The sequence below is a fragment of the Rhodococcus gannanensis genome, from assembly GCF_042681175.1.
GTDB classification, from domain to species: domain Bacteria; phylum Actinomycetota; class Actinomycetes; order Mycobacteriales; family Mycobacteriaceae; genus Rhodococcus_G; species Rhodococcus_G gannanensis.
Genome location: NZ_JBHUFB010000010.1, coordinates 50,421 through 75,827 on the forward strand (window position 1 = coordinate 50,421; position 25,407 = coordinate 75,827).

21 protein-coding genes and 1 riboswitch are annotated in these 25,407 nt (G+C 70.0%); of the genes, 6 read left to right on the forward strand and 15 right to left on the reverse strand.

What is annotated here, in order from left to right; genetic code table 11:
* Positions 1–2: 2 nt before the first annotated feature.
* The 3 genes from ACFSJG_RS11210 to ACFSJG_RS11220 form a co-directional block, all read right to left on the reverse strand.
* On the reverse strand, positions 3–512 hold the full coding sequence (locus ACFSJG_RS11210; protein ID WP_378485314.1) for a pyridoxamine 5'-phosphate oxidase family protein: 510 nt from the start codon (positions 510–512) through the stop codon (positions 3–5).
* A gap of 78 nt (positions 513–590) precedes the next feature.
* Positions 591–1,301, reverse strand: a complete 711-nt coding sequence (locus ACFSJG_RS11215) for an SWIM zinc finger family protein (RefSeq protein WP_378485315.1) — start codon at positions 1,299–1,301, stop codon at positions 591–593.
* A complete protein-coding gene (locus ACFSJG_RS11220; protein WP_378485316.1) occupies positions 1,298–4,123 on the reverse strand; it encodes a DEAD/DEAH box helicase in 2,826 nt (941 codons plus the stop codon). Before ACFSJG_RS11220 ends, ACFSJG_RS11215 begins: the two co-directional genes overlap by 4 nt.
* Before the next feature lie 104 nt (positions 4,124–4,227).
* Here ACFSJG_RS11220 and ACFSJG_RS11225 point away from each other — a divergent pair, with 104 nt between their 5' ends.
* Positions 4,228–4,545 carry a hypothetical protein gene (locus ACFSJG_RS11225; protein ID WP_378485317.1) on the forward strand — a complete coding sequence of 106 codons (318 nt, stop codon included), beginning with the start codon at positions 4,228–4,230 and terminating at the stop codon, positions 4,543–4,545.
* Positions 4,546–4,551: 6 nt separating this feature from the next.
* Here the strand turns inward: ACFSJG_RS11225 and ACFSJG_RS11230 are convergent, their stop codons facing one another.
* The gene (locus ACFSJG_RS11230; protein ID WP_378485944.1) at positions 4,552–6,789 is read right to left on the reverse strand and encodes a sulfatase-like hydrolase/transferase; all 2,238 of its coding nucleotides are present in this window, start codon (positions 6,787–6,789) and stop codon (positions 4,552–4,554) included.
* 179 nt (positions 6,790–6,968) lie between these two features.
* Positions 6,969–8,363, reverse strand: a complete 1,395-nt coding sequence (locus ACFSJG_RS11235) for an amino acid permease (RefSeq protein WP_378485318.1) — start codon at positions 8,361–8,363, stop codon at positions 6,969–6,971.
* 148 nt (positions 8,364–8,511) lie between these two features.
* Positions 8,512–8,626: riboswitch (SAM riboswitch) on the forward strand.
* Positions 8,627–8,760: 134 nt separating this feature from the next.
* On the opposite strand from ACFSJG_RS11235, the gene ACFSJG_RS11240 reads away from it, so the two are divergent.
* Genes ACFSJG_RS11240 through metX (ACFSJG_RS11250) form a run of 3 tightly spaced genes read left to right on the forward strand, consistent with a single transcriptional unit; the run spans position 8,761 to position 12,460 of the window.
* Positions 8,761–10,065 carry a bifunctional o-acetylhomoserine/o-acetylserine sulfhydrylase gene (locus tag ACFSJG_RS11240; protein ID WP_378485319.1) on the forward strand — a complete coding sequence of 435 codons (1,305 nt, stop codon included), beginning with the start codon at positions 8,761–8,763 and terminating at the stop codon, positions 10,063–10,065.
* A 32-nt stretch (positions 10,066–10,097) separates the two neighbouring features.
* Positions 10,098–11,246 carry a homoserine O-acetyltransferase MetX gene (gene metX / locus ACFSJG_RS11245; protein WP_378485320.1) on the forward strand — a complete coding sequence of 383 codons (1,149 nt, stop codon included), beginning with the start codon at positions 10,098–10,100 and terminating at the stop codon, positions 11,244–11,246.
* A 41-nt stretch (positions 11,247–11,287) separates the two neighbouring features.
* Positions 11,288–12,460 (forward strand): homoserine O-acetyltransferase MetX, encoded by a 1,173-nt coding sequence (metX, locus tag ACFSJG_RS11250; RefSeq protein WP_378485321.1) that lies wholly within the window; start codon positions 11,288–11,290, stop codon positions 12,458–12,460.
* A 66-nt stretch (positions 12,461–12,526) separates the two neighbouring features.
* Here metX (ACFSJG_RS11250) and ACFSJG_RS11255 read toward each other — a convergent pair whose 3' ends face one another.
* Both ACFSJG_RS11255 and ACFSJG_RS11260 read right to left on the reverse strand, forming a co-directional pair.
* On the reverse strand, positions 12,527–12,832 hold the full coding sequence (locus ACFSJG_RS11255) for a DUF3017 domain-containing protein (protein ID WP_378485322.1): 306 nt from the start codon (positions 12,830–12,832) through the stop codon (positions 12,527–12,529).
* Positions 12,833–12,837: 5 nt separating this feature from the next.
* Positions 12,838–13,698 (reverse strand): bifunctional methylenetetrahydrofolate dehydrogenase/methenyltetrahydrofolate cyclohydrolase, encoded by an 861-nt coding sequence (locus tag ACFSJG_RS11260; RefSeq protein ID WP_378485323.1) that lies wholly within the window; start codon positions 13,696–13,698, stop codon positions 12,838–12,840.
* 31 nt (positions 13,699–13,729) lie between these two features.
* Here ACFSJG_RS11260 and ACFSJG_RS11265 point away from each other — a divergent pair, with 31 nt between their 5' ends.
* On the forward strand, positions 13,730–14,251 hold the full coding sequence (locus ACFSJG_RS11265) for a GNAT family N-acetyltransferase (protein ID WP_378485324.1): 522 nt from the start codon (positions 13,730–13,732) through the stop codon (positions 14,249–14,251).
* 24 nt (positions 14,252–14,275) lie between these two features.
* Here the strand turns inward: ACFSJG_RS11265 and ACFSJG_RS11270 are convergent, their stop codons facing one another.
* The 6 genes from ACFSJG_RS11270 to ACFSJG_RS11295 are packed head-to-tail and all read right to left on the reverse strand — an operon-like array spanning position 14,276 to position 23,274.
* Positions 14,276–14,713: a hypothetical protein gene (locus ACFSJG_RS11270; RefSeq protein ID WP_378485325.1), complete on the reverse strand. Its 438-nt coding sequence runs from the start codon at positions 14,711–14,713 to the stop codon at positions 14,276–14,278.
* A gap of 43 nt (positions 14,714–14,756) precedes the next feature.
* Positions 14,757–15,362 carry a pentapeptide repeat-containing protein gene (locus ACFSJG_RS11275; protein WP_378485326.1) on the reverse strand — a complete coding sequence of 202 codons (606 nt, stop codon included), beginning with the start codon at positions 15,360–15,362 and terminating at the stop codon, positions 14,757–14,759.
* Between the two features lie 43 nt (positions 15,363–15,405).
* Positions 15,406–16,455: a zinc-binding metallopeptidase family protein gene (locus ACFSJG_RS11280; RefSeq protein WP_378485327.1), complete on the reverse strand. Its 1,050-nt coding sequence runs from the start codon at positions 16,453–16,455 to the stop codon at positions 15,406–15,408.
* Entirely contained in the window at positions 16,448–17,335 is an 888-nt protein-coding gene (locus tag ACFSJG_RS11285) for a transglutaminase family protein (RefSeq protein ID WP_378485328.1), read from the reverse strand. The genes ACFSJG_RS11280 and ACFSJG_RS11285 overlap by 8 nt, the downstream gene beginning before the upstream one ends.
* Complete coding sequence (locus ACFSJG_RS11290) at positions 17,332–19,899, reverse strand: circularly permuted type 2 ATP-grasp protein (RefSeq protein WP_378485329.1); 2,568 nt, start codon at positions 19,897–19,899, stop codon at positions 17,332–17,334. Before ACFSJG_RS11290 ends, ACFSJG_RS11285 begins: the two co-directional genes overlap by 4 nt.
* A gap of 45 nt (positions 19,900–19,944) precedes the next feature.
* Complete coding sequence (locus ACFSJG_RS11295) at positions 19,945–23,274, reverse strand: transglutaminase family protein (protein ID WP_378485330.1); 3,330 nt, start codon at positions 23,272–23,274, stop codon at positions 19,945–19,947.
* A gap of 196 nt (positions 23,275–23,470) precedes the next feature.
* Between ACFSJG_RS11295 and ACFSJG_RS11300 the strand changes: the two genes are divergently transcribed.
* Complete coding sequence (locus ACFSJG_RS11300) at positions 23,471–23,935, forward strand: tRNA (cytidine(34)-2'-O)-methyltransferase (protein ID WP_378485331.1); 465 nt, start codon at positions 23,471–23,473, stop codon at positions 23,933–23,935.
* Here ACFSJG_RS11300 and ACFSJG_RS11305 read toward each other — a convergent pair.
* Both ACFSJG_RS11305 and ACFSJG_RS11310 read right to left on the reverse strand, forming a co-directional pair.
* Positions 23,817–24,587 (reverse strand): maleylpyruvate isomerase family mycothiol-dependent enzyme, encoded by a 771-nt coding sequence (locus ACFSJG_RS11305; protein WP_378485332.1) that lies wholly within the window; start codon positions 24,585–24,587, stop codon positions 23,817–23,819. The genes ACFSJG_RS11300 and ACFSJG_RS11305 overlap by 119 nt on opposite strands.
* A gap of 6 nt (positions 24,588–24,593) precedes the next feature.
* Complete coding sequence (locus ACFSJG_RS11310; RefSeq protein ID WP_378485333.1) at positions 24,594–25,376, reverse strand: class I SAM-dependent methyltransferase; 783 nt, start codon at positions 25,374–25,376, stop codon at positions 24,594–24,596.
* Between the last annotated feature and the right edge of the window lie 31 nt (positions 25,377–25,407).

Here is a 25,407-nt window from a genome sequence, read left to right on the forward strand (position 1 = left end):
GCTCACAACCGCCAACGCGTCTGAGCGAAGGCATTCCCCTTCTGGAAGGCGAACACGGTGTCGGCGGTGAGGCCGAACACCAGGGCCTGCCCGCCGGCATCGGTGTGAACGAACCGCCCCTCCCGCACCTCGAAGCTCCACTCCCGGCCGTACTTGACCCTGTACGCGTCGGCAACCCGCTCGAGCAGGTCACGGTCCGTCACCACGGCCGCAATCCCCTCCACCACCACGTCGGTGCCGTACTCGATCGAGTTCGATCCGGTGGTCAGGACGCATGCACCGTTGGCCTCCAGGTTGACGGCCTTGCGTTCCTCCGGGCCGGTCGAGAAGTACAGCCGACCATCGACGCGCACCGCGATCAGCGGTGTGACGTGCGGGCGCCCATCGGGACGCACCGTGGTCACCCAGAAGATCTGCGAGGCGTCGAGAATCGCCGTCACGTCCGTCCACGGAGTCGGCACTGCCGTCCCGTCGCTGTAGCGGCGGTCGATTGTTCCTGCTGGGATCGTCACGGGTCGCTCCTTCGATTCGGTTCCGTCACAGGTACCGACTGTCCGCAGCCTCGAAACTCACCGCTGCGCGGCGATCGTCTACTCGCCGGACAGACCCCTGTACAGATCGTCGAGGTCGCGGGCGGCGCGACGGGCGGCATCCTCCTCCGGCGTCAGCGCTCGCAGCGCCGCCCGCAGGTGCACCGAGTTGAGGTCCTGCGGGGCGGACACGAACGCCGGCCTCGGGAGGGCGGGCAGCTCGGCGCGATCGCCGAACCAGTCGTCCACGTCGCCTGCGGATCCGGCAGCCTCGTCCACCCCACCGATGAGGGTGTCCAGGTCGATGCCGCGCAGGGTGAGCAGGAGCGTCGGGTCGTCCTCCAGCCGATCCGCGAGCACCGTGACGAGCGCCGCCGCATGCCGGCACGGCCATCCCTGATCGGGGCACGTGCAGCCGAAGTCGACGTCCGACGCACCGGCAGGCAACAGCAGTTCACCGAGCTCGAGGGGCATCGTGCCGCCCGCGACCGCGGCGAGCACCCCTGGCGCGCCCCGGACGCGACCGACCACCTCGTCGATCGCGTCCCGCTCCAGGACCCGGACCGTGACGCTCGCCGTGAACGGCGCGTTCTGGCTGCCCTGCACCTCGCCGATCACCAGTCCGGGTGCGATCCGGATCGCGAGCACCTGCCCGGCCCGGACGTGACTGCGGCCCCGAGCCAGCCGCGCACCTCCGGCTGCCTTCTCGACCGCCGCCGTCAGCAGGCGTCCCCAGCCCTCGCCCGCACCCCGCCGCGCCACCCGCCTCATTCGCCCACCGCGTCCTCGCCGAGCATCATCAGCGCGGCCAGCTCGTCGTCGCTCATCTCGGTGATCCACTTCTCTCCGACCCCGACCGCGAGGTCCGCCAGCTCGGCCTTTCCGGTAAGCATCGCGTCGATGCGTTCCTCCAGGGTGCCGACGCAGAGCAGCTTGCGGACCTGGACGTCGCGCCGCTGCCCGATCCGGAACGCCCGGTCGGTGGCCTGGTTCTCGACGGCCGGGTTCCACCAGCGATCCAGGTGCACAACATGATTCGCAGCAGTCAGGTTCAATCCGGTGCCACCGGCCTTGAGGGAGAGCAGCATGATCGGGGACGCGGACGCACCGTCCTGGAAGTCCCGCACCATCGCATCGCGCGCCGTGCGCGACACGCCGCCGTGCAGGAACGGCACGTCCACCCCGAACCGCTCGGCGAGGTAGGGCGCCACTATCGCCCCGAACTCGCGGAACTGGGTGAACAGCAGGACCCGCTCGTCGTCGGCGAGAACCGACTCGACGATGTCCTCGACGAGCGCGAGCTTCCCGGAGCGGTGTCGCCCACGGCGCACCGCAGGCGAGCCGTCCGCCAGGAAGTGCGCCGGATGGTTGCACACTTGCTTCAGCCTGGTCAGGGCGGCGAGCACCACGCCCTTGCGCGCCCGCGGGTTGTCGGCGTCGCGCAGGCGACGCGTCATGTCGTCGAGCACACCTCGGTACAGGCCCGCCTGCTCGGCGGTGAGATTCGCCCGCACCGTCATCTCGAACTTCTCCGGAAGGTCCGCGATCACCGCCGGATCCGTCTTCACCCGGCGCAGCACGAACGGGGAGGTGACGGTGCGCAGGCGTGCCAGCGCGGACTCGTCCTGCAACCGCTCGATCGGCACCGCGAACCGGGCCCGGAACTGCTGCGGCGACCCGAGCAGGCCGGGATTGGCGAAGTCGAGGATCGAACGCAGCTCCTCCAGTCGGTTCTCGACCGGGGTGCCGGTGAGGGCGAGACGGTGCCTCGCCGGGATCGAGCGGACCGCCCGCGACTGCGCCGTCGCCGCGTTCTTGATGTGCTGCGCCTCGTCGAGAACGACTCGACCCCAGCGTTTTTCGTGCATCAGTTCGACGTCGCGGGTCGCGACCGCGTATGTCGTGATCACCAGGTCGCTGTCCGCGACGGCCGCCGCGAACGCGGAATCGCGGAGCCTGCCGGGTCCGTGGTGGACGTGCACTCGCAGGCCGGGAGTGAATCTCGCAGCCTCCCGCTGCCAGTTCCCCACCACCGACATCGGGCACACCAGCAGGGTCGGCGCGACCGCGGCATCGGATCGCTCCCGCTCGTGGGCGAGCAACGCGAGCAGCTGCACCGTCTTGCCGAGGCCCATGTCGTCGGCAAGGATTCCGCCCAGCCCGAGACCGCTCATGAAGGCGAGCCAGTCGAGTCCGCGCTGCTGGTACGGCCGCAGCGTCGCCTCGAGCGCGGCGGGCGGCGGCACCGGATCGGGACGCGCGCCACCACCGAGGAGCGACGACACCCATCCCGTCGCGGTGACCGAGTCGACGGGAAGCGGCGGCGGATCCGCCGCCGTCAACTGCGCCAGCAGCCCGCCGAGTGTCGTCGAACCGTCGGAGCCGTGGGCGCCGACGTACTTCGCGGCCTTCGCCAGCGCAGCTGCGTCCGCCTGTACCCACTGGCCCCGCAGCTGCACGAGGTCCGCCGCCGACCGTGCGAGCCGCTCGACCTCGGCCGCCGTGAGCACCAGGTCTCCGATCGCGAGTTCCCAGTTGTAGGAGAGCAGTTGGTGAAGTCCGACGTCGCGTTCGTCGGTGTCGAGGAGTACCGGAGGGCTGGCGACCGTCAGTCGCAGCGACGGTGCCGCGACCACCCACGCCCGAGGCAACAGCAGCGTCACGCCCGCCGCCGCGAGTGCCCGAGCTCCGTGCGCGACCAGGTCGGTCACCACCGCCAGCGGGAGCAACAGGTCGAGCCCGTCCGGGTCCGACGGCACCCCGCGCAGCCGCGGATACACCTCCATGGCCTTGCCGAGCAGGCGCAGCGCGACCCGCAGTCCCTCGGGGTCGGTGTGGCGGACCGGCGCCGGGGCCTCCCCCGCCGCTCGCAGGCACACCTCGAGCCGCCACAGCAGTACGTCCGCATCGGGACCGTCGAGATCGTCCGGCTCGACCAGCCGCAGGACGAGATCGGGTTCTTCCACCGCGAGCGAGTCGCGCCACCGTCGCAGCCGCGACTCCGCCTCCCCGACGCGAGCGCGTTCGGGCACCTCGAGCGGGGTGTCGGTGAGCAGGGCGTGCAGCAGTGGGTGGTCGCCGTCCCGTCCGCCGAGCCGGTCCCGGACGATCGGATCGGTCAGCGCCAGGACGAACTCGTCGAGCGCCTGCCTGCCGCCGGCCGCTCGGAGCACCCCCGGCATCGCCGCGCCGAGTTCGGCGAGCCACGCGCGCTGACGGTCCCCGCCGAGGAGTCGCCAGCGCGTCCACCAATTGCCGTCCTCGCGCCGCAGTTCGGGAACCACCCGGCCGGCCTCGGCCCAGCGCCGGATCCCCCGGGCGACATGGATCAGGTAGCGCAGGTCGCCGGGCAGCCGCGGATCCGCAGCTGGCAGATCCAGCAGCAGCGACGCCGCGTCGGCCGGTGCCAGCGCCAGCGCCGGTACCGTGACCTCGGTCAGCTCGCCGCGAGCGTCGGGGACCGTGACGGTGGCCCGATGCCGGAACCGGCGACCGAGCATTCCCGGCAGCGGTGACGGCCACTCGGATGTGTCGGCACTGTCGTCGACCCAGAGCAGCACTCCCGATCCGGACGACCACACCGCATGCACCACCGGACCATCCAACCACCCGAGTCGGACACGGTGGAGTCACAGCGACGATGGGCGGAGGATGGCATCGAGACGGCTGCACCCTCGTCGGCCCCCGGGAGGCTTCGATGACCATCCTGATCCAAGTGCTCGAACAGGGATACTCGCGCAGCACTCCATGGGAGCAGCGCAAGTACCAGTACGTCGACGTCACCCACGTGGTCGGGATGCGACTCGACGGGAACAAGGGTGTCTGGCTGGACATGTCCCGGCCCGGCGAATCCCACCAGCTCGCCCTCGCGCCGAATGCCGAGGACGCGATCCTCTTCATGCTGAAGGCGTTCGACGCGGTCGCGCGATGTCGACAGCAGGGCGGCTCGTGGATGATCGGCCACGACGGAACCGACTACACGTCGATCGGTACGCTGCGGTTCCCGCTCACCTGACGCACGTCACAGGTACTCGACGACGACGGTGTCGATGGTGCCGTCGAACGGGAAGGGCGCCCTGTCGAAGTAGTCCAGTGACACCGGCGAGCCGAGGCAGGTGCCGATGTCGAGGCAGTCGTTGGCGGTGAACAGGAGTGGCGCGCTGACCGGAACCGTCGACCGTCCCACCTCCGACCCGTCGACGGACAGCACCACGTCGAGCGGCCCACCCGGCCGCACCTCGGCGTAGGTCGTGACGACCTCGACGGTGTGCCGTCCCGGCGAGACCGGCTGTGCAGAGCGAATTTTCGTCCGCATCAGGATGAAGAGGTTGTACTCGAAGCAGAGGTGCCCGTCATCCAGGAAGCAGGTGAGTCCGCCACCGTTACCTCCGAGCGCGTACAGCACACCCGATCCGGATTCCGGAACGACGAGGTCGATCGTGACCCGGTTGTCCTTGTTCCCCAGCGCCGGGGCACAGAACTCGGGCATCCGGACGACGTCCCCGGTGAACCTCCAGCTGGTGTACGGCGTGGAGATGCGCTGCTCCGGATGCATCGCGGCAACCCACAAGCCGCCGCCGACGGGCAGGACCTTGTTCTTCGCCGCCTCGATCGCGAACAGCTCACGCAGCTGGGCCAGCTTCTTCGGGTGCTGCGCCGCGAGGTCGCGACTCTGCGTCCAGTCCTCGTCGAGGTGGTACAGCTCCCACGTGTCGTCGTCCGGGTTCCAGTCGTGGATACCTGCGGGCAGGCCCGGCACCCACGGGGAGCGCGGGCCGAACGCGGACGCCATCCAGCCGTCGTGGTAGATCGCGCGGCTGCCCATGATCTCGAAGTACTGGGTGAGCTTGCCCGCCTTCGCGTCCCGGTCCACCAGGGTCGCCGCGAAGCTGGCTCCGTCGAGCGGATCCTGCGGAACCCCGTGCACGGTCCGCGGCGGCGTGATGCCGACCAGGTCGTAGAAGGTCGGTACGAGGTCGTTGCAGTGCAGGAACTGGGCCCGCGGTACGGGGTCGGGGTCGACCTTGGCGGGCCACCGGACCACCATCGGGTTCCGGGTTCCACCGAGATGCGAGGCGAGCAGCTTCATCCCCTTGTACGGCGTGCTCCCCGCCCACGCCCAGCCCGCGTGGTACATGTTGTCGGTCTTCGGCGAGCCCAGCACGTCCAGGCCACCGAGCTCCTCCAGCGCGGCGATGTGCATGGCGGTGGTCGTCGGAATCCCGTTCTGCGCGAGCAGCTCGCTGATGGTGCCGTTCTGGCCCTCACCGGACGAGCCGTTGTCACCCCAGATGTAGACGACCAGCGTGTTGTCTCGGTACCCGAGGTCGTCGAGCTCGTCGAGGAGACGGCCCACCTGTACGTCGCAGTGCTCCGCGAAGCCCGCCGCCACCTCCATCAACCGCCGCTGGAACGGCTTCTCCTCCTCGGGAATGTCGCCCCAGGCGGGCATCGTCGGGTCGCGGTCGGTGAGGTCGGCGTCCTGCGGGATCCAGCCCTGGTCCTTCGCCCGCTCGTACACCCGCTCGCGGTAGGCGTCCCAGCCGTCGTCGAACTTGCCTGCGTACCGGTCCGCCCACTCCTTCATGATGTGGTGCGGTCCGTGCAGGCACCCGCTCGCCCAGTACATGAAGAACGGCCGGTCCGCGTCGAGCGCCCGGTGCCTCCGCAGCCATCCGATCGCGTCGTCGGCGAGGTCCTCGCTGAGGTGATAGCCCTCCTCCGGACTCTTCGGCGGCAGCACCACGGTGGTGTTCCGGACCAGGTGCGGTTCGTACTGGGACGCCTCCCCCGCGAGGAACCCGTAGAAGTAGTCGAAACCGACGCCGGTCGGCCAGTTGTCGAACGGGCCCGCGGCCGTGGTCTCCTCGGCGGGCGTGTTGTGCCACTTCCCGAACGCCGCCGTCGTGTACCCGTACCGGCGCAGCACCTCGGGGCCGGTCGCACTCGACTTCGGGATGTGCCCGGAGTACCCGTCCCAGTCGTTCGCCAGTTCCGCGATCTGACCGTTCCCGACGCGGTGGTGATTGCGCCCGGTGAGCAGGGACGCCCGCGTCGGCGAGCACATCGCGGTGGTGTGGAAGCGGTTGTAGCCGATGCCCTCCCCCAGCGTCCGGGTGAGCGTCGGGGTCTGCACCTCGCCGCCGAACGTGCTCGGCAGTCCCGGACCCGCGTCGTCCACGAGGACGACGAGGATGTTCGGAGCGTCCGCCGGCAGGCGCCCCTCCTTCGGACGCGGACTGTAGACGGACTCCTGCATCGTCCGGCCCGCGACGCTCCCGGACGGGGTCGGGGGGAACGGCAGCGAGTCGCCGCCCGGAATGGGTACAGCCCGAACGTCAGCGCTCACGGTCCCGCCCTTCGTCTACGACGCAACGGGGCCAAGTCAACCGCCGGACCGGCGGCGTTTCCTCACCCGGCGCGGGTGAGACCCCTCGCTCAGTTCGGCGAGGGCTCGACCGCCGGGCTCGGCGCGTGTACGTGCGGCTTGACGAAGCGCAGGTACGCCGCGGTCAGTGCGGCGAGCCACACGGCACCGACGACAAGGGCGACCCGGGTGTCGGCGTCGAACGCGAGGACGACGATCACGAACCCGAGGAACCCGAGCGCCGCGATCTGCCCGGCGGGCCAGATCGGTACCGGGAACTTCAGCGACCGCACCTCGGTGCTCGTCATCCGCCTGCGCGACCGAATCTGCGCGAGCAGGATCATCACCCACACGAAGATGGTGGCGAAGGTGGCGATCGACGCGATCACGATGAACACCGACTCGGGGATGAGGTAGTTGAGCAACACCGCGAGGAGCAGCGCACCGATCATCACGGCGACCGTCATCCAGGGCACGCCCGAGCGCGACAGCTTCGTCATCGCGGCAGGTGCCTGCCCACGCTGCGCCATGCCGTACATCATGCGGCCCGCGCCGAAGATGTCGCTGTTGATCGCCGACAGCGCCGCGGTGATGACGACGACGTTGAGCACGGCGGCGGCCGGCCCCACTCCGATCGCCTCGAAGATCTGCACGAACGGGCTGCTGCCGGTTCCGATGGTGTGCCACGGGATGATCGCCATGATGACCGCGAGGGTGGCGATGTAGAAGAGCATGATCCGGACCGGGACGGTGTTCACGGCGCGCGGGATGGTGCGCGCCGGGTCCTCCGCCTCACCGGCGGTGATGCCGATGATCTCGGTGCCGCCGAAGGCGAACATCACGATCGCGAAGCAGGCCACGAACCCGCCGAACCCGTTCGCGAAGAATCCGCCCTCGTCCCAGAGGTTGCTCGCGCCCTCCGCGGTGTCGTAGATGCCGAAGCCGAAGATCAGTGTCGCCACGCCTGCGCCGATGAGGGCGAGGATCGCGGCCACCTTGACCAGCGTGAACCAGAACTCGAGCTCGCCGAACACCTTCACGCTGAGCAGGTTGAGGGCGCCGATGAAGAACACGATCGCCAGCACCCAGATCCAGCGGGGCACGTCGGGGAACCAGAAGCCCATGTAGACGCCGAAGGCCGTGACGTCCGCCAGGCAGACCACGATCATCTCGAAGGTGTACGTCCAGCCGGTCATGAAGCCGGCGAGCGGGCCGAGGTGGGTGCTCGCGTATTCACCGAACGACCCGGACACGGGGTTCCGGACCGCCATCTCGCCGAGCGAGCGCAGCACCAGATAGACGACTGCACCGCCGATCAGGTAGGCCAGGAGGACCGACGGTCCGGCCTTCTCGATCGCGCCGGCCGAGCCGTAGAACAGGCCGGTACCGATCGCCGAGCCGAGGGCGATGAATCGGATGTGACGGGCCGACAGACCCCGGGTAAGCGCCGCGGCGGCGTCCTTCACTTCAGGGTCTCCCACTTCGACTGCAGACTTGCGACCAGCAGTTTAGTGGTGTTGCGCAGGTCACCCGGGAGCGGGGCGCACAGACACCGGGGCATGCCGGAGTCCCCGTTGTCGGTACGTGCGACGAGAACCGTTAAGATCGCTGCCAGGTCATGAGTGTCAGCATCAAGCCCCGGCTCGCTGGCCGGCAACCCTCCTTCCGCGGTGGGGTGCCCCGGGTGATGACCAGGTCCTTCGAGGACGCCGGAGGACAAGCGCGGGTCCGTTGGGACGGACCCACCAACAGGGACACGACCCACCGGAGGTTTAACCATGTGTTGTTGTCGCAGATAGGCCCCATCAGCCCGGGCGCCCACGCGCCGCATCTTCGGACCACATCCTGGAGCAGAGCCGACCCATGAGCGAGAACCCGATCGATCCGACCGCGAACTGGACCTTCGAGACGAAGCAGATCCACGCGGGTCAGACCTCCGACGCCACCACCAAGGCGCGGGCACTGCCGATCTACCAGACCACGTCGTACACCTTCGACAGCACCGACCACGCCGCCGCACTCTTCGGCCTCGCGGAGCCGGGCAACATCTACACCCGGATCATGAACCCCACGCAGGACGCGGTCGAGCAGCGCATCACCTCTCTCGAGGGCGGCGTCGCATCGCTCCTGCTGTCGTCCGGGCAGGCCGCGTCGACCTTCGCGATCCTGAACATCGCGGGCGCGGGCGATCACGTCGTCTCGAGCCCGAGCCTGTACGGCGGCACGTACAACCTGTTCCACTACAGCCTCCCGAAGCTGGGTGTCGAGGTGACGTTCGTCGACGACCCCGACGACCTCGATCAGTGGCGTGCGGCGATCCGCCCGAACACGGTCGCGTTCTACGGCGAGTCCATCTCTAACCCGCGGAACGACATCCTCGACATCCCCGGCATCTCCGCCGTCGGACACGAGGCGGGAATCCCGCTGATCGTCGACAACACCGTCGCCACCCCGTACCTGCTGCGTCCGCTCGAGCACGGAGCGGACATCGTCGTGCACTCGGCAACCAAGTACCTCGGTGGTCACGGCACCGCGATCGCGGGCGTGATCGTCGACGGCGGCAACTTCGACTGGACACAGGGCAGGCACCCCGGGTTCACCACGCCCGATCCCAGCTACCACGGCGCGGTGTTCGCGGACCTCGGCGCACCGGCGTACGCGCTCAAGGCCCGGGTGCAGCTGCTCCGCGACCTCGGTTCCGCCGTGTCCCCGTTCAACGCCTTCCTGATCAGCCAGGGCATCGAGACCCTGAGCCTGCGTGTCGAGCGGCACGTGCAGAACGCCACGCGGGTCGCGGAGTTCCTCGAGGGCCACGACGGTGTCGTCCGGGTCGCCTACGCCGGGCTGCCCAGCTCCCCGTGGTACGAGCGTGGTCAGCAGCTGGCACCGAAGGGCGCCGGCGCGATCGTCGCGTTCGAGCTGGCGGGCGGCGTCGACGCGGGCAAGAGGTTCGTCGATGCGCTCACGCTGCACAGCCACGTCGCCAACATCGGCGACGTCCGGTCGCTCGTGATCCACCCCGCGTCGACCACCCACTCGCAGTTGACCCCGGAGGAGCAGCTCGCCGCCGGTGTCACGCCGGGCCTGGTGCGTCTCGCGGTCGGAATCGAGGGGATCGACGACATCCTGGCCGACCTCGAGGCCGGATTCGCGGCGGCGGCGTCTTGACAGTCGGTTCCGTCTCCAGCCCCCGTCCGGCGATGTCCCGAGAGCTCTTCCCGTCGCCGGACGGACGGCTGACCACGATTCCCATCGGCTCGCTCACGCTCGAGAACGGGGCGGTGCTCCCCGACGTCTCGCTCGCCGTCCAGTGCTGGGGCGAACCGAACGAGGCGCGCGACAACGTCGTGCTCGTCGAGCACGCGCTGACCGGCGACTCGCACGTCACCGGTCCGGCCGGCGACGGCCATCCGTCCCCCGGCTGGTGGGACGGCATGGTCGGGCCAGGCGCACCCATCGATACCGACGAGTGGTGCGTACTGTCGACGAACGTGCTCGGCGGCTGCCGTGGCACAACAGGTCCATCGTCCCCCGCCCCGGACGGGATGCCCTGGGGATCCCGCTTCCCCGAGACCTCGATCCGCGATCAGGTCGCCGCCGAGGCGGCGCTCGCCGACCTGCTCGGGATCCAGCGATTCGCTGCAGTACTGGGCGGGTCGATGGGCGGAATGCGCACCCTTGAGTGGATCATCGGGCATCCCGAGAGGGTAACGGCCGCACTGGTTCTCGCCTGTGGCGCTCGCGCGACCGCGGACCAGATCGGCACCCAGACCACACAGATCGCCGCGATCACCTCCGACCCCGCCTGGCAGGGCGGTGACTACCACGGCACCGGACACGGTCCGGATGCCGGGCTGAGCATCGCTCGGCGGATCGCGCATCTGAGCTACCGCACCGAAGGTGAACTCGACGCTCGGTTCCACAACGACGCGCAGGACGGCGAGGACCCGCGCGCGGGCGGCCGCTACGCGGTGGACAGCTATCTCCAGCACCAGGCGTCGAAGCTGGTGGCCCGGTTCGACGCGGGCACGTACGTCCTGCTGACGGAGGCCATGAACCGGCACGACGTCGGGTTCGGTCGCGGCGGCGTCGAGAAGGCACTCGCCTCGTGCGCCGTGCCGACGGTCGTCGGCGGCGTGGACTCCGATCGTCTCTACCCGCTGTGGCAGCAGCGGGAGATCGCGGCTCACCTCGCGGGGTGCGAAGGGCTGCGGGTGGTCAACTCGAAGGACGGCCACGACGGGTTTCTCACCGAGGCGACGTGGGTGACCGGGTTGCTCGACGAGACGATGGCGCTGGCGCGGACCGGGATCCGTGCCTCGAAAACCGGACGTGAACAGGTTTCGTGAAACTCCTTTCCCACGAAGGCGCGGACATTAGCATCGGCACGATGCAGTCGCTTGTGACCGAGACATTGACCACCGCCTGGACGATTCCGACCGACGGAACACTGACCTACATCGACATCGGTTCGCTCCCCCTCGAGAGCGGTGCGGTGCTCCCTGCGGTCACTGTCGCCGTCCAATGCTGGGGTGAGCCGAACGCCGCCCTCGACAACATCGTGCTGATCGAACACGCCCTCACCGGGGACTCACACGTGATCGGTCCCGCCGACGAGAACCACCCCACCCCCGGCTGGTGGCAGGGGATGGTCGGACCGGGAGCCCCGGTCGACACCAACGAATGGTGCGTGCTCGTGACGAACGTGCTCGGCAGCTGCCGAGGCACGACCGGCCCCGGGTCGCCCGCGCCCGACGGCCGCGCCTGGGGCTCGCGGTTCCCCGCGATCTCGATCCGCGACCAGGTCGAGACCGAACGCGCACTGGCCGACCAGCTGGGCATCGACCGGTTCGCGGCCGTCGTCGGCGGTTCGCTCGGCGGCATGCGCGCCCTCGAGTGGATCATCGGCCACCCGGACCGGGTCGAGACTGCCCTGCTGCTGGCGGTCAACGCCCGCGCCACCGCCGACCAGATCGGCGGCCACACCGCGCAGCTCGACGTCATCGCCGCGGACCCGAACTGGCACGGCGGCGACTACTACGACACCGGGACGACGCCGGACAACGGGCTGAACATCGCCAGGCGGTTCGCCCACCTGACGTATCGCGGCGCCGCAGCCCTGGACGATCAGTTCGCGAACGCCGAGCAGCCGGGCGAGGACATCTGGAACGGCGGGCGATACGCCGTGCACAGCTACCTCGACTACTGCGCGAACAAGCTGGTGGCGACGTTCGACGCCGGCTCCTTCGTCGCGCTGACCCACAGCGCCAACAAGCACGACGTCGGCCGCGGTCGCGGCGGCATTCCCGCCGCCCTCGCCTCGACTCCGGTCCCGGTCATGGTCGGCGCCATCGACTCCGACCGGATCATGCCGTTGCACCAGATCGTCGAGATGGCCGAACTGCTCCCCGGGTGCGACGGCGCGCGGATCGTGCACTCGGCCGCCGGACACGATGGCTTCCTCACCGAATTCGAGTGGGTGACCGGACTGATGGACGAGACCCTGGCGATGGCCCGGGCGGCGCGCGCCACCCGGCAGTCGGCGCACGCGCCCGTCTCGTAGTCCCGCTCGTCGTGCCGGCGCAGTCCGTTGCACCGGCACGACGAATCCCCCTGATCTGCTTGCGGCTCAGCCGGTTCCGAGCGGGTCGATGGACACCGCCAGCCACACGATCGTTCCGCCCACCAGGGTGAGAGCGGTGACGTCGAAGGCCTGCCCGCGCACGGCGAGCAGGCCGACCTCCTCGGGCCGTAGGCACAGCCGGAACCCCGCTGCGAACAGCGTCGCGATCCCGAACACGAACGCGCCGCGCCGCCAGCGGTCGGCGAGCACGAAACCGATAGCGACCAGGACGACCGCCGCGACCACGATCAGCGGCAGGTTCCTCCGGGCGAACCGAAGCCACCGGTTCGCCGGTTCCGCGGCGGCCGTCACCGCGGTCAGACCGACTCGGCCGCGAGCTGCTCGGCGCGCTCGACCACGTTGCTCAGCAGGAACGCGCGGGTCAGCGGTCCGACACCACCCGGGTTCGGCGAGATGAAGCCCGCGACCTCTCGGACGTCGTCGGCGACGTCACCTCGCAGTCCGTCGGGGGTCCGGCTGACACCGACGTCGAGGACGGCGGCACCCGGCTTGACCATGTCCGCGGTGATCAGGCCTGCGACACCGGCGGCGGCGACCACAATGTCGGCGCGACGCACCTCGGCGGCGAGGTCCTTGGTGCCGGTGTGGCACAGGGTGACGGTGGCGTTCTCACTGCGCCGGGTCAGCAGCAGGCCGATCGGCCGGCCGATGGTGACACCGCGCCCCACGACCGTCACCCGGGCGCCGTCGATCGGGACGTCGTAACGACGCAGCAGGTGCACCACGCCACGCGGGGTGCAGGGCAGCGTCGCCTCCTTGCCGAGAACCAGGCGGCCCAGGTTCACCGGATGCAGCCCGTCCGCGTCCTTGTCGGGGTCGATGCGCTCGAGCGCGGCGTTCTCGTCGAGGTGCTTGGGCAGCGGCAACTGCACGATGTACCCGGTGCACTCCGGGTTCGCGTTGAGCTCGTCGATGACGGCTTCGAGTTCGGCCTGTGAGATGTCCGCGGGCAGGTCGCGGCGCAGCGAGTTGATGCCGACCTTCGCGCAGTCGGCGTGCTTGCCGCGCACGTAGGACGCGGATCCGGGGTCGTCGCCGACCAGGACCGTGCCGAGGCCGGGCGTGATGCCCTTGGCCTTGAGTGCGTCCACCCGGGCCTTCAGATCGATGAAGATCTCGTCGCGGGTCGCTTTGCCATCCAGGATCGTCGCAGTCACGCTGCCCATTGTTTCAGGTGACACTGGATGCATGGCACACAGTCCGGATCAAACTCCAGAACTGCGCGGTCCGCGGGTGGTGTTGACCCCGCTGCGCGCGGAGCACCGTGCCCGGTTGCGGGCGATCCACCGCGAGCCGGAGGTCCGCCGCTGGTGGCAGATGCCCGACGACGACTGGCCGGGCAACCCCGGTCCCGACACCACCGAGTACACGGTCGTCGAGGGTGGCGAGATCGTCGGGTTCGCGCAGTGGTACTTCGAACCTGACCCGGACTACCGGCACGCGGGCATCGACCTGTTCCTGTCGGCGTCGGTACAGGGTCGCGGCCTGGGCACCGAGGTGGTGCGGGTGCTGTGCGCCCACCTGATCGACGACCACCACCATCACCGGCTCGTCATCGACCCGAAGGTGGAGAACACCGCGGCGATCGCGTGCTACCGCAAGGTCGGTTTCAAGGACGTGGGCGTCATGCGCGAGTACGAGATGCGGCACGACGGCACCTGGGACGACGGTCTGCTCATGGACCTGCTGGCCCGCGAGTTCGTGCGCTGATCGCACCGGGGGCCAGCCCCCTCGTCACGCGAGGAGACCGGCGAGTGTCCGCCACCGGCGGTGGCGGTGCCGGAACAGCAGGTGCGCGACGGGACGGACGAGGACGCCGCGCCACCCGTCGTCGATCTCGATCTCGTCGGTGTAGCGGCAGCTGCGCTCACCTGTCGGGACGAACGTGAGGTGGTGGTTCCACGTCCGGACGAGCCCACCCTGCTCTCGGGTGCGGATCTCCGTGTCGCTCAGTTCGAGGAGCGTGATGTGATGGGTCCACGCCGGCAGCACGCCGAACCACCACAGCCGGCCCGAGATCCGGGCACCAGGGGCGACGAGATCGGGCAGGCGCAGGGATCGAACTGCGAGGATCGGCCCGACCACGAATGCGAAGAGCTCGGGTTTGCGGGCGAGGGCGCACGCGGCGTCCGCGGCGATCGGCAGGTCGATGGTCCTTGTCACCGTTCCCATTGCCCCAGCATGCCGGTGCCGCCCGCGGGCCGCCACCGTTCACTCACTGTTCGACGACCATCCCGTGTGCCGCAGCCATCGCGACGGCCTGGGCGAGGTCGATCTTCGTTCCGGTCAGCTTCGCCGTGGTCCACAGCGACGCGTCGACGTGGGCGCCGCGCAGGTCCGCGTTCTCCAGCCGGACCCCGAAGGTGCGGGCACCGTGCAGGTCGACCGCGCGCAGATCGGAGTTGCGCAGATCCGTCTCCACGAGGTTCGCCTCGCGCAGCCGGCAGTCCGTGAAGTCGACTCCGCGCAGGTCGGCGCGACCGAGCGAGACCAGGGTGAAGTCCACCTCGTCGAACTCGACGGGTCGCAGCCGGCACTGCTCGAAGGTCGAGCCCATCATCGTCGAGCTCCGGAACACGCTGTGCCACAGTGACGTTCGGGCGAAGGTGCACGACCGGAAGGCAGTGACGATGTGCTCCCCGTCGGAGAGGTCGGCGCCGGTGAAGTCGCAGTCCGTGAAGACGACGTGCTCGGTGCGAAGCTCGCTCAGGTCGGCGTCCCGGAACGTGCATCCCGTGTAGTGCCTGCGTACCCAGTGCTGCCGCGGCAGCCGCGCCTCCGAGAAGTCCTCGCCGACGAATTCCTCGATCTCCGCATCCATACCTCGATCCTGCACTCCCGCCCCGGCAGGCGGTCACGGACCCTCAGCGCGCCCCCGACGCAAGGTGGGTGTCCACGCCGGGCGCGGCCGAGATGCGGGCGTGCACGAACCGCATCTTCTCGAGGACCGCGGGTGCGAGCACGAACGGGTACAGGTCCGGACGGCCCATCGACCGGTTCAGCATGTTCAGCGACCAGGTCAGCGGTACCCAGGCTTCGATCAGCCTGTCGAACTCGCCCGGTTCGACCCGACGGCGGTCGAGGCTGGTCCGCGCTGGTGCGAGTCCGAACTCGGCGGCGGTGTCGAGGGTGTCCCGCAGGTGCAGGTAGTGGGCGAAGGTCTCCGCCCAGTCCTCCGCCGGGTGCATGGTCGCGTACGCGGAGACGTGGCTCTCCTGCCAGCCGGGGGCCGGCCCGTCCGCGTAGTACCGGTCCAGTGCAGCGCCGTAGTCCTCGTCCGGGTCGCCGAACGATGCGGTGAACTCGGCCCGGTCGTCGTCCGCGGCGACCAGGACGGTCTGGTAGTAGTGGCCGATCTCGTGGCGGAAGTGTCCGAGCAGGGTCCGGTAGGGCTCGGCCATCTGCACGCGCAACTGCTCGCGGTGCGCGTCATCGCCCTCGGCGAGGTCGAGGGTGATCACCCCCGACGCGTGACCCGTCGTCACCGGATGGTCGCGGCTCGACAGCAGGTCGAAGGCGAGGCCCGTGTCGGGATCCTCCTCCCTCCCCACCACGGGGAGCCCCAGCTCGACGAGTTCGACGAGTAGACGACGTTTGGCCGCCTCCGCGTCCGCGAACGCGTCCATGGCGGGGTCGTCGTCAGCCGGGCGGGTCCGGGTCAGCGCACACGACGGGCACAGCCCGCCGCCGGACGCCGCCGGGACGATCCAGTTGCACCGCGCCAGGTGCATGTTGTCGCACAACCGGAATGCGTCCGCGGGTACCGCGCCGTCGGACGACTCCACGGCGTCGTCGACGATGGCGACCAGCGTGACCGACTCGGAATCGAAGCCGATGCGGGTGTTGCAGCGCAGGCACAGGGAGTTCTCGAAGGCCAGTTGGTGTCCGCACGCGGGGCAGGCGAAGTCACGCATCGGCGTCACCCGGAACCGGTGCGACGTCGACGGAGACCTCGATCGTGCTGTCCTTCGCCTCCGTGTAGATGACGCCTCGCAGCGGCGGGACGTCGGCGTAGTCGCGGCCCCACGCGACCGTCGTGTACCGCTCGTCCACGAGCTGGTCGTTCGTAGGATCGAACGCGAGCCACACGTCACCCGGCATCCAGACCGCCGCCCACGCATGGGTCGCGTCGACACCCACCATCCGTTCCTTCCCGGGCGGCGGGTCGGTTGCGAGATACCCCGAGACATAGCGTGCCGCAAGGCCGTTCGCACGGAGACAGGCGATCGCGAGGCGGGCGAAGTCCTGGCACACCCCGGACCGGGACGCGAGCACCTCGGCGACCCGCGTGGACACCAGCGTGGAGCCGGAGCAGTACGTGAAGTCCGTGAAGATGCGATGGGTCAGGTCGACCACCGCCTCCCGCAGTGGGCGGCCCGGAGGGAACGACGGCGCCGCGTACGCGATCACGGCGGCGTCGATCTCGGGGGGCTCGAGGTCGAGCACGAAGTCGACGGCCAGCGCGCCCACGGAATCGTCGGGACGGGCGGTCTCCCACGCCACGTCGGCGGCACCCACCGCAGGCGACCCCGCCACTTCGACCTCGGATTCCGCCGTCACGACCAGGGTGTCGTGTGGCTGCGTCACGTGGAAGTACAGGTCCCGGTTCCCCCAGACGTCGACGCCGGTGGAGGCGTCGGCAGGCTCCGGGTCGACCCGGACGTCGGTGGTCAGCACGCGCTGAACGTCCGTGTCGCGCGGAGTGAGGTACCCCCTGCCGTAGGACGAGGTCACGGGATCCGAGTAGCGGTAGACGGTGCGGTGCACGATCCGGTATCGGCAGGTGTCGGTCACGTCGCGATCCTGTTCTCCGAGCCGCCCCACAGCGGTCGGGTTCCTCCGGGCAGGGACAGCGGGCCCCGCAACAGCACATCGGACAGCTCGGACAGACCGCTGTGGATGGTGGTGAGCAGATCGGCCAGCTCGGGGCGGGTGCCGTCGGCGACGGTCTCGAGACCGACCGGGTCCGCCCGCCGCAGCCCCGCGAGCAGTTCCTGCACGATCAGCTCCGGCTGCGAGGCACCCGACGAGTCCGGCAGTGCGCGCAGGTTCTCCTGGATCCGGTCGAGCAGGTTGACCAGCGAGCGCGGGTTGGTCGTGTCGAACAGCAGCAACTGTGCAACCGCGGCGAGGCGAACCCGGCGGTGCCGCCTGCGGAACGTCACCGCGCTCTCCGCGGCGACGAGCACACTGTCGATCAGCGCCCGTTCGGTGGCCTCGTCGCGCACCTCGGTCAGTGTGGCGGACAGCAACGCCGACAGCGCCAGGCCGCGCTCGATGCGCTTGCCGATGTCCATCACGTGCCAGCCGAGATCACGCACCATGGATTCGGCGCCGAGCCCGGACAGCGCGAGCATGCCACCGAGCACGGCCGACTGGGTGACCCCGAGCACCGATCCGTCGTCGGCGGGGTCGTCGGCGAGTGCATCGAGTGCGCGCTGCACGTCGGCGAGGACGGTCCAGGTGTCCGCCGAGAGCTGGTCCCGGACCGATCGTGCGGCCTTGTCGAGGCCGGCGAAGGACTGTGCCAGCGAACCGAGCCTCTCGACATCGACCGTCAGGGAACGGAACTCGGCGGTGGCGGCGCGATAGGCGTCGATTCGGATCGCGCCCGGCCCCTCGGCAGCGGCCACCGGATCGGCCACCTCGAACGGGGAGGACGGCGCCGGAGTCGTGAGAGTGGCGAGCAGTACCGGCAGGCAGCCGCTGCCCTCGAGCCAGGGCCGGAACCGGTAGTCCTGGTATCGCTCGCGCACCGCGATGAGGAGGCGGGCGGAGTCCTCCGCCCGCTCGGAGTACCGGCCGATCCAGAACAGGTCGCCGAGCACACGCGGCGAGGTGACCACGTCCGTCGCCGGAACGGCGAAGTCCGGCATCGGCTCCGTGGCAGCCGCGGAGTCCGCGGTCACGGAGAGGCTGCGCGCCCGCACCCAGACGTCCTTCACCAGCACGCGGCTCGGATCGTCCGAACCGGGCACCTCCCCCAAACCACCCGCCATCGGCGTGAACCCGACCCGCTGCGCGACCGTGAACAACCGCACGCCGACCGGCGCGGCTCCGATCTCGGTGCCGTCCCCGGACAGTGTCGGCGCCATGGAGAACTCGGCGAGCTCGCAGCCCACCCATCGCTCCGGCCGAGCAGTGACCCGCGCGAGCAGCGCCTCCCGATCGGCGGCGGCGAGCGTGCCGGCGACCACCGTCTCCGAGGTGACCGCCGACTTCAGCACCAGGTCGCCGAAGCGTGACGTGATCGCCGACAGCCCGTCCCGGGTGCCGCCCCAGAACGAGGGCACCGAGTCGAGAAGCAGGTCCTCGTCGAGGAGCGCGCGACACAGCGACGGCAGAAGCGCTGCCAGCGCGGGATTCTCGAGGACCCCGCTGCCGAGGGTGTTCACGACGGTGACCCCGCCTCGGCGCAGGACCTCGACGAGCCCGACGACACCGAGCTGCGAGTCGGGCCGCAGGTCCAGCGGATCGGTGTACACGGCGTCGACGCGGCGCAGGATGACGTCCACCCGTGTCAGCGAGCCGAGCGATCTCATCCACACGCGACCCTCGCGCACCGTCAGGTCGGCGGCCTCGACGAGCGGGAAGCCGAGGGTTCCCGCGATGTACGCCTGGTCGAAGGCGGTCTCCGAGGACGTCCCGGGCGAGAGGACCACGACGACGGGGTCCTCGGCGCCGACCGGGGCGACGTCGCGCAGCGCCAAGCGCATCGCCTGCGCGAACGGCGACAACGGACGCGGACCGCTGGCCTGGTACAGGTCCGGCATGGCGCGGGCGACGACCCGCCGGTCGGCCATCGCGTAGCCCACCCCGGAGGGCGCCTGAGTGAGGTCCCGCAACACGCGGAACCGTCCGTCGGTACCGCGCGACACATCCACCGCGTGGCTGAACAGCTGGTGCGGTCCGGGCAGCGTCAGGCCGTGCGCGGCGCGGACGTACCCGGAGTGACCGAACACCAGCCGCGGCGGTACCAGCCCCTCCCGCACGGTGCGCAGGTCGCCGTACAGATCGGCGAGCAGCGCGTCCAGCAGCCGCGACCGCTGCACGAGGCCACGTTCGAGCTGCGCCCAGTCATCGGCGGCGAGTACCAGCGGAACGCCGTCGACGTCCCATCGCACCGACGGGCCACCCTCCCGGTCGACGGGGTTGTAGGTGATCCCGTGGTTGTCGACGAGGGTCCGCAACCGCTGCCGGTGCCGAGCCAGCACCGCGGATTCGCGGCCACCGAGCCCGGCGGTCAGCTCCTCCCACTGGCCACGGATGCGCCCTTCGGCATCCAGGAGTTCGTCGTAGCCGGGCCCGTCGTGCCGGTACCCGGAACGCATCGCCACATCGGCCAACACGTCGGTCATCGCGTCGCTGTCCTCCTGCGCAGGGTACGACGGCGCTTCATACCGTCACGTCCGGGCGGTGTCGATCCGACGCAGGTCGAGGATGCCGGGAGCGGTTCTGTCCACGGCGAGCCTCGACTGTGTCTCCGCCAACTCTGCCAGGTCGACGTCACCCGGTGTGAATCCGTGATTCTCGAAGCGACGCCCGCGGCGCGAGTGCGCCTCGACCGCGTTGACGGGCGAGGTGTCGTAGGCACGGCCACCCGGGTGCACGACGTGGTAGGTGCAGCCGCCGCGGGACCGTCCGGACTCGAGGTCCACGACGTCGAACACGAGCGGGCTGTGCACCTCGATCGTCGGGTGCAGTGCACTGGGCGGCTGCCAGGCGCGGTAGCGGACGCCGGCCACCTGCACGTCGTCCTTGCCCGTCTCCAGCAGCGAGAGCGGCACCCCGTTGCAGGTGACGACGTATCGGCCCGCGTCGGCGCCGGTGACGGTCACCTGCACACGCTCCACCGACGAGTCGACGTAGCGGGCGGTACCGCCGGCGGTCGCCTCCTCGCCGAGCACGTTCCACGGCTCGATCGCGGACCGCAGTTCCAGGCCCACCGGACCGGCCTGGACGAATCCCAGCTTCGGGAAACGGAATTCGAGGAAGGGATCGAGCCACGCGGTGTCGAAGTCGACGCCGTGCGCCCGCAGGTCCGCGGCGACGTCGGCGATGTCGGAGGCGACGAAGTGCGGAAGCAGGTGCCTGCCGTGCAGGTTCGCGCCGTGCCGGATCAGCGGGGCGCGCACCGGCGCGTCCCAGAAGCGGGCGACGAGCCCTCGAACCAGCAGCGACTGCACCATCGCCAGGCGCGGATGGGGCGGCATCTCGAACCCGCGCAGTTCCAGGACTCCCAGGCGTCCACGCGCCGAGTCCGGACTGTAGAGCTTGTCGATGCAGAACTCGGCCCGGTGGGTGTTGCCGGTGACGTCGGTGAGCAGGTGTCGCAGCGCCCGGTCCACGATCCACGGTGACGGCGCCGCATCGCCGTCGCCCGAGAGCCGGGCGATCTCGGCGAACGCGATCTCCAGTTCGTACAACGTCTCCGGCCTGCCCTCGTCGACCCGTGGCGCCTGGGAGGTGGGGCCGATGAACCTCCCGGAGAACAGGTAGGACAGCGACGGGTGCCGCTGCCAGTAGGTCACCATCGAGACCAGTAGGTCCGGGCGGCGCAGCAACGGTGACTCGCTCGGCCGTTCCCCACCGAGGGTGATGTGGTTGCCACCGCCGGTGCCGCTGTGGGTGCCGTCGACGTCGAAGGTCTCGGCTCCGAGCCGCGCCGCCCGTGCCTGGGCGTAGAGCGTCTCGGTCAGTTCCAGTTGCTCGGCGAAGCTTCCGGTGGGCTGGACGTTCACCTCGATGACCCCGGGGTCCGGGGTGACCGACAGGGACTGCAGGCGGCCGTCGTCGGGAGGATCGTACCCCTCGACGACCACGCGCAGCCCGGTCGCCGCGCACGACTGCTCCACGGCCGCAACGAGATCACTGAACTCCTCGAGGGCACCGAGTGGCGGCAGGAACACGTACAGTTCGCCGCCGCGCACCTCCGTGACGAGCGCGGTGGGCATGTCCACGGCCGGCGAGGAGGTCACGGGGACCGCGGGCCGGGACGTCGGCTGGAACAACAGCGGAGGCCGATCGTCGAGCGGGTCGGCATCCGCTCTCGGGTCGGGCTGGTCCCACGCGATCGACCGGATCGGCAGGCGCAGGCCGGCCGGGGAATCCCCTTCCACGAGGACGATCCGGCCGCGGCGCATCGCCCACCGCCCGCTGTCCCAGCGCGACTCGGCGTCGTCCCACTCCAACGGGATCACCCACGCCGTCGGTGTGGTGACGGCGGTGTCGAGTGTGTCGAGCAATGCCTGACGGGCGGCGGCGCCGTCCACGCCCGGCGGCAGGTCCTCGTCGTCCGGGGGCGGTGGGCCCGCGGGCTGGCGCACGAACCGGTGCAGTCGGGCCAGCGGGTCCTCGTATGCGGGCTGAACGACGTCCGCGGGCAGCCCGAGGCGCCGCGCCAGGTCGTCGGCGAGCGCCTGGGCGCCGGCGGCGGGGGTGGCGTGCACGCGGTCCGGATCCCAGGGGTCGGCAAGCAGAGTGGGATCACGCCACAGGTCGCCGCCGTCCTTGCGCCATAGCAGCGCGATCTGCCAGCGCGGCAACGGTTCTCCCGGATACCACTTGCCCTGACCCCGCATCACCAGGCCGTTGGGCGCGTAGATGCGCCGCAGCCGATCGGCGAGATCGGATGCCCGCTCACGCTTGTGCTCGCCGTCCGCGTCCGTGGTCCACTCCGGATCGCCGTGGCGGTCGACGGACACGAAGGTCGGCTCTCCACCCACGGTGAGGCGCAGGTCCGAGGCGACGGCCCGCTCGTCGAGCGCGGCACCGGCGGCCAGGATTCTTTCCCACTGGGCATCGGTGTAGGGCAACGTGACTCGCGGGTCCTCGTGGAACCGGGTGACGGTGTTCGAGTAGTCGAGGGTCGATTCGCATGTCCCCGTCGCACCGGTGATCGCGGCGGCCGAGGTGGGATGCGGAGCGGCGGAGAGTGGGATGTGCCCCTCGCCGGCGAAGAGGCCGGAGGTGGGGTCGAGGCCGATCCAGCCAGCTCCCGGGACGTACACCTCCGCCCAGGCGTGCAGGTCCGTGAAGTCCTCGGTGGGGCCGGACGGGCCGTCGAGCGCTTCCTCGTCCGAGACGAGCTGCACGAGATAGCCGGAGACGAAGCGCGCGGCGAGACCGAGCTGACGCAGCACGGATACAAGCAGCCAAGCCGAGTCGCGGCACGATCCGACGGCGGTGGTGAGGGTGCGATCGGGGCTCTGGACGCCCGGCTCCATCCGGATGCTGTAGTCGATGTCCCGTTCGAGTGCCTGGTTGAGAGTGACCAGCACGTCGATGGTTCGGATCTCGGAAGGAATGTGGAATCCCTGCAACCACTTTCGGACCACCTCCCCCGGCCCCGAACCGGGCTCGCCCTCGTCGACCGGCCGGAGGTAGGGCTCCAGTTCGGCGGTCAACTCCGGTGGGTACTCCCAGCCGAAGTGCTCCGCGTACTCCTCGATGAAGAAGTCGAACGGGTTGACGACCTCGAGGTCGGCGACGAGCCCGACGGTGATCGACATCCTCCTGGTTCGTTCCGGGAACACCACCCTGGCGAGGAAGTTGCCGAACGCGTCCTGCTGCCAGTTGACGAAGTGTCCCTTCGGTTCGACGGTCAGCGAGTACGCCTCGATCGGCGTGCGGGTGTGCGGGGCGGGGCGCAGCCTGATCACGTGCGGATGCACGTCGACGACCCGATCGAACTCGTAGACCGTCCGATGTTCGAGCGCGACCTTGATCCCCATGCAGCCTCCAACCCCAGGTACCGATCGCCCGAATTGCATCACAGCCCGACCCCGCCTGCTGGGCGAGAAAGCGCCTGCACCGTTCGTCAACAGGCACTACACGCGCAGGACACGAAGCTGGAACCTTGCGGCAACGTCCAGCGGCTCGCGGGGGGGTGCCGACTGCGGCCGTGGCGTCGGTGGCAAGCTTGACGACGTGTTCCGTCTCCTGTTCCACGAACCCCGCATCCCTCCGAACACCGGCAACGCCATCAGGCTGGTGGCGGGCACCGGAAGCGAACTCCACCTCGTGGAGCCGCTGGGCTTCGACCTGTCCGAACCGAAGCTGCGCCGCGCGGGCCTGGACTACCACGACCTGGCGTCGGTGACGGTCCACCCGAGCCTGGAGGCGGCATGGGCGGCGTTGGCTCCGGAGCGCGTGTTCGCGTTCACGGCGCACGCCGACACCTCCTACGCCGACATCGCCTACCGACCCGGTGACGTACTGCTGTTCGGCCCGGAGCCGACGGGGCTCTCCGAGCAGGTGCTCACCGACCCGCACGTCACGAGCCGGGTCCGGATCCCGATGTTGCCGGGCAGGCGGTCGTTGAACCTGTCGAACGCCGCGGCCGTGGTGACCTACGAGGCGTGGCGCCAGCACGGATTCGCCGGCGGCGTCTGAGCTCAGGCTCCGATCGTCCGCCGTAGGTCGTCGATGCCGGGGCCGGACAGCTGCCGCAGCGCCACGGTCCTTCCTGTGACCAGCAACAACAGTGCGACGATCGGCCCCCCACCTCCAGGCCGGAGCCCACCGACCAGTGCGTGTCGGTGGCCCGAAACCTGGACCCGGCGAGCGGCACTCTCGCGAAGACCCGCGCCTTGCCGCGACCACGGAATCGCCACACCCGGGACGCCGCGAGAGCCGCTGCCGTCTGCGGCGTCTCGATGTCCCGGCCGAGCGGAATCGCGATGTCCAGACCGTGCACGAGGATGTCGATCAACGTCTCGGCAGGCGTCACCCCGACGTTGTGCCGCCGCGATCCGACCGTCGCCCGGATGTCGGCGATCAGCCTGTCGGTCGGCAGCTCCGCCCGATCACGGGCGCTCTCCCGGATCGTCCGGTTCACACCGCCGACGGTGCCGGGATGCCTGACCGCCGACCAGAGGACGTCGCGTAGCCGGAGTTGCTGCAACGTGAGGTGCGCGGCGACGTCCCGCACCGTCCACCCCTCGCACAACGACGGGTGATCCCAGTCGTCACCGGACAGGGAGTCCAGCAGGTCCACGACCCGCAGTCGCTGCGCGTCGATCGCGGCCCACAGGTCGTCGCCCACCCACGGTCACCCGTCCTCCGGGAGCACCAGCTCGATACGCATCTGACTGAACCGGAAGAGCCCCGGCCGCCCGGCCGAACCCTCGTAAGCCGCGACGACGTCGCCCATGAAACGCGGCACCCGGTCGGGTTCGAGGCGACGGGTCCAGTCCGTCGATCCGACGGTGCACCATCGCAGGAAATCCCATCGGGAACCGAAGTCCCACTCCACTTCCCACGTCCGCCGTCCCGTCACGGCAAGCCCCGCCGACGCGGCGAGCGCCTCGTACTCATCAGGCGCGGGGTGCACGAACGGCGCCGTGAAGCCGTCGAACGCGGGCGCCCACTCGGGCCGCGCCGCAACCTCCATCTCGACGTCCTCGACGCTGGGACGGTCGCTGGCGCACACCATCTGGAGTACCGCCCGGCCCCCGGGTCGCAACACGTGTGCCAACGACCGCAGCGCCCGCTCCTGCTCCGGCACCCAGTGCAGCGCGTTGAACGACACCACGAGGTCGAAGTCGCCGGCAAACGGGAGGTCGCGGGCGTCGGCGACCTGGAAGCGCGCCGTCGCCCCCGCCGGCACCGGGCGATGCGACGCCGTCTCGATCATGCCCGGCGACGCGTCCACCCCGACGACAGAGCCCCGCGGCACCCGAGCCGCCAGTTCGAGGGTGACCAGGCCGTCTCCGCAGCCGATGTCGAGCACCCGCTCGTCTCCGACGAGGGAGATACCGGCCAGCGCCTGCCCGGCGAGCGTGCGTTGCAGCGCACTCACCTCGGCGTATTCGTTTCCGTCCCACAGGGGCACGGACTCAGCATACGGAGAATTCCGTCTGCCG

Bases quoted from the DNA above. Each gene is read 5' to 3' on its own strand.
- ACFSJG_RS11215 (WP_378485315.1), bottom strand. From the start codon at position 1,301: ATGAGGCGGGTGGCGCGGCGGGGTGCGGGCGAGGGCTGGGGACGCCTG.
- ACFSJG_RS11225 (WP_378485317.1), top strand. From the start codon at position 4,228: ATGACCATCCTGATCCAAGTGCTCGAACAGGGATACTCGCGCAGCACT.
- ACFSJG_RS11230 (WP_378485944.1), bottom strand. From the start codon at position 6,789: ATGCAGGAGTCCGTCTACAGTCCGCGTCCGAAGGAGGGGCGCCTGCCG.
- ACFSJG_RS11240 (WP_378485319.1), top strand. From the start codon at position 8,761: ATGAGCGAGAACCCGATCGATCCGACCGCGAACTGGACCTTCGAGACG.
- metX (WP_378485320.1), top strand. From the start codon at position 10,098: ATGTCCCGAGAGCTCTTCCCGTCGCCGGACGGACGGCTGACCACGATT.
- metX (WP_378485321.1), top strand. From the start codon at position 11,288: ATGCAGTCGCTTGTGACCGAGACATTGACCACCGCCTGGACGATTCCG.
- ACFSJG_RS11265 (WP_378485324.1), top strand. From the start codon at position 13,730: ATGGCACACAGTCCGGATCAAACTCCAGAACTGCGCGGTCCGCGGGTG.
- ACFSJG_RS11270 (WP_378485325.1), bottom strand. From the start codon at position 14,713: ATGGGAACGGTGACAAGGACCATCGACCTGCCGATCGCCGCGGACGCC.
- ACFSJG_RS11275 (WP_378485326.1), bottom strand. From the start codon at position 15,362: ATGGATGCGGAGATCGAGGAATTCGTCGGCGAGGACTTCTCGGAGGCG.
- ACFSJG_RS11280 (WP_378485327.1), bottom strand. From the start codon at position 16,455: ATGCGTGACTTCGCCTGCCCCGCGTGCGGACACCAACTGGCCTTCGAG.
- ACFSJG_RS11290 (WP_378485329.1), bottom strand. From the start codon at position 19,899: ATGACCGACGTGTTGGCCGATGTGGCGATGCGTTCCGGGTACCGGCAC.
- ACFSJG_RS11295 (WP_378485330.1), bottom strand. From the start codon at position 23,274: ATGGGGATCAAGGTCGCGCTCGAACATCGGACGGTCTACGAGTTCGAT.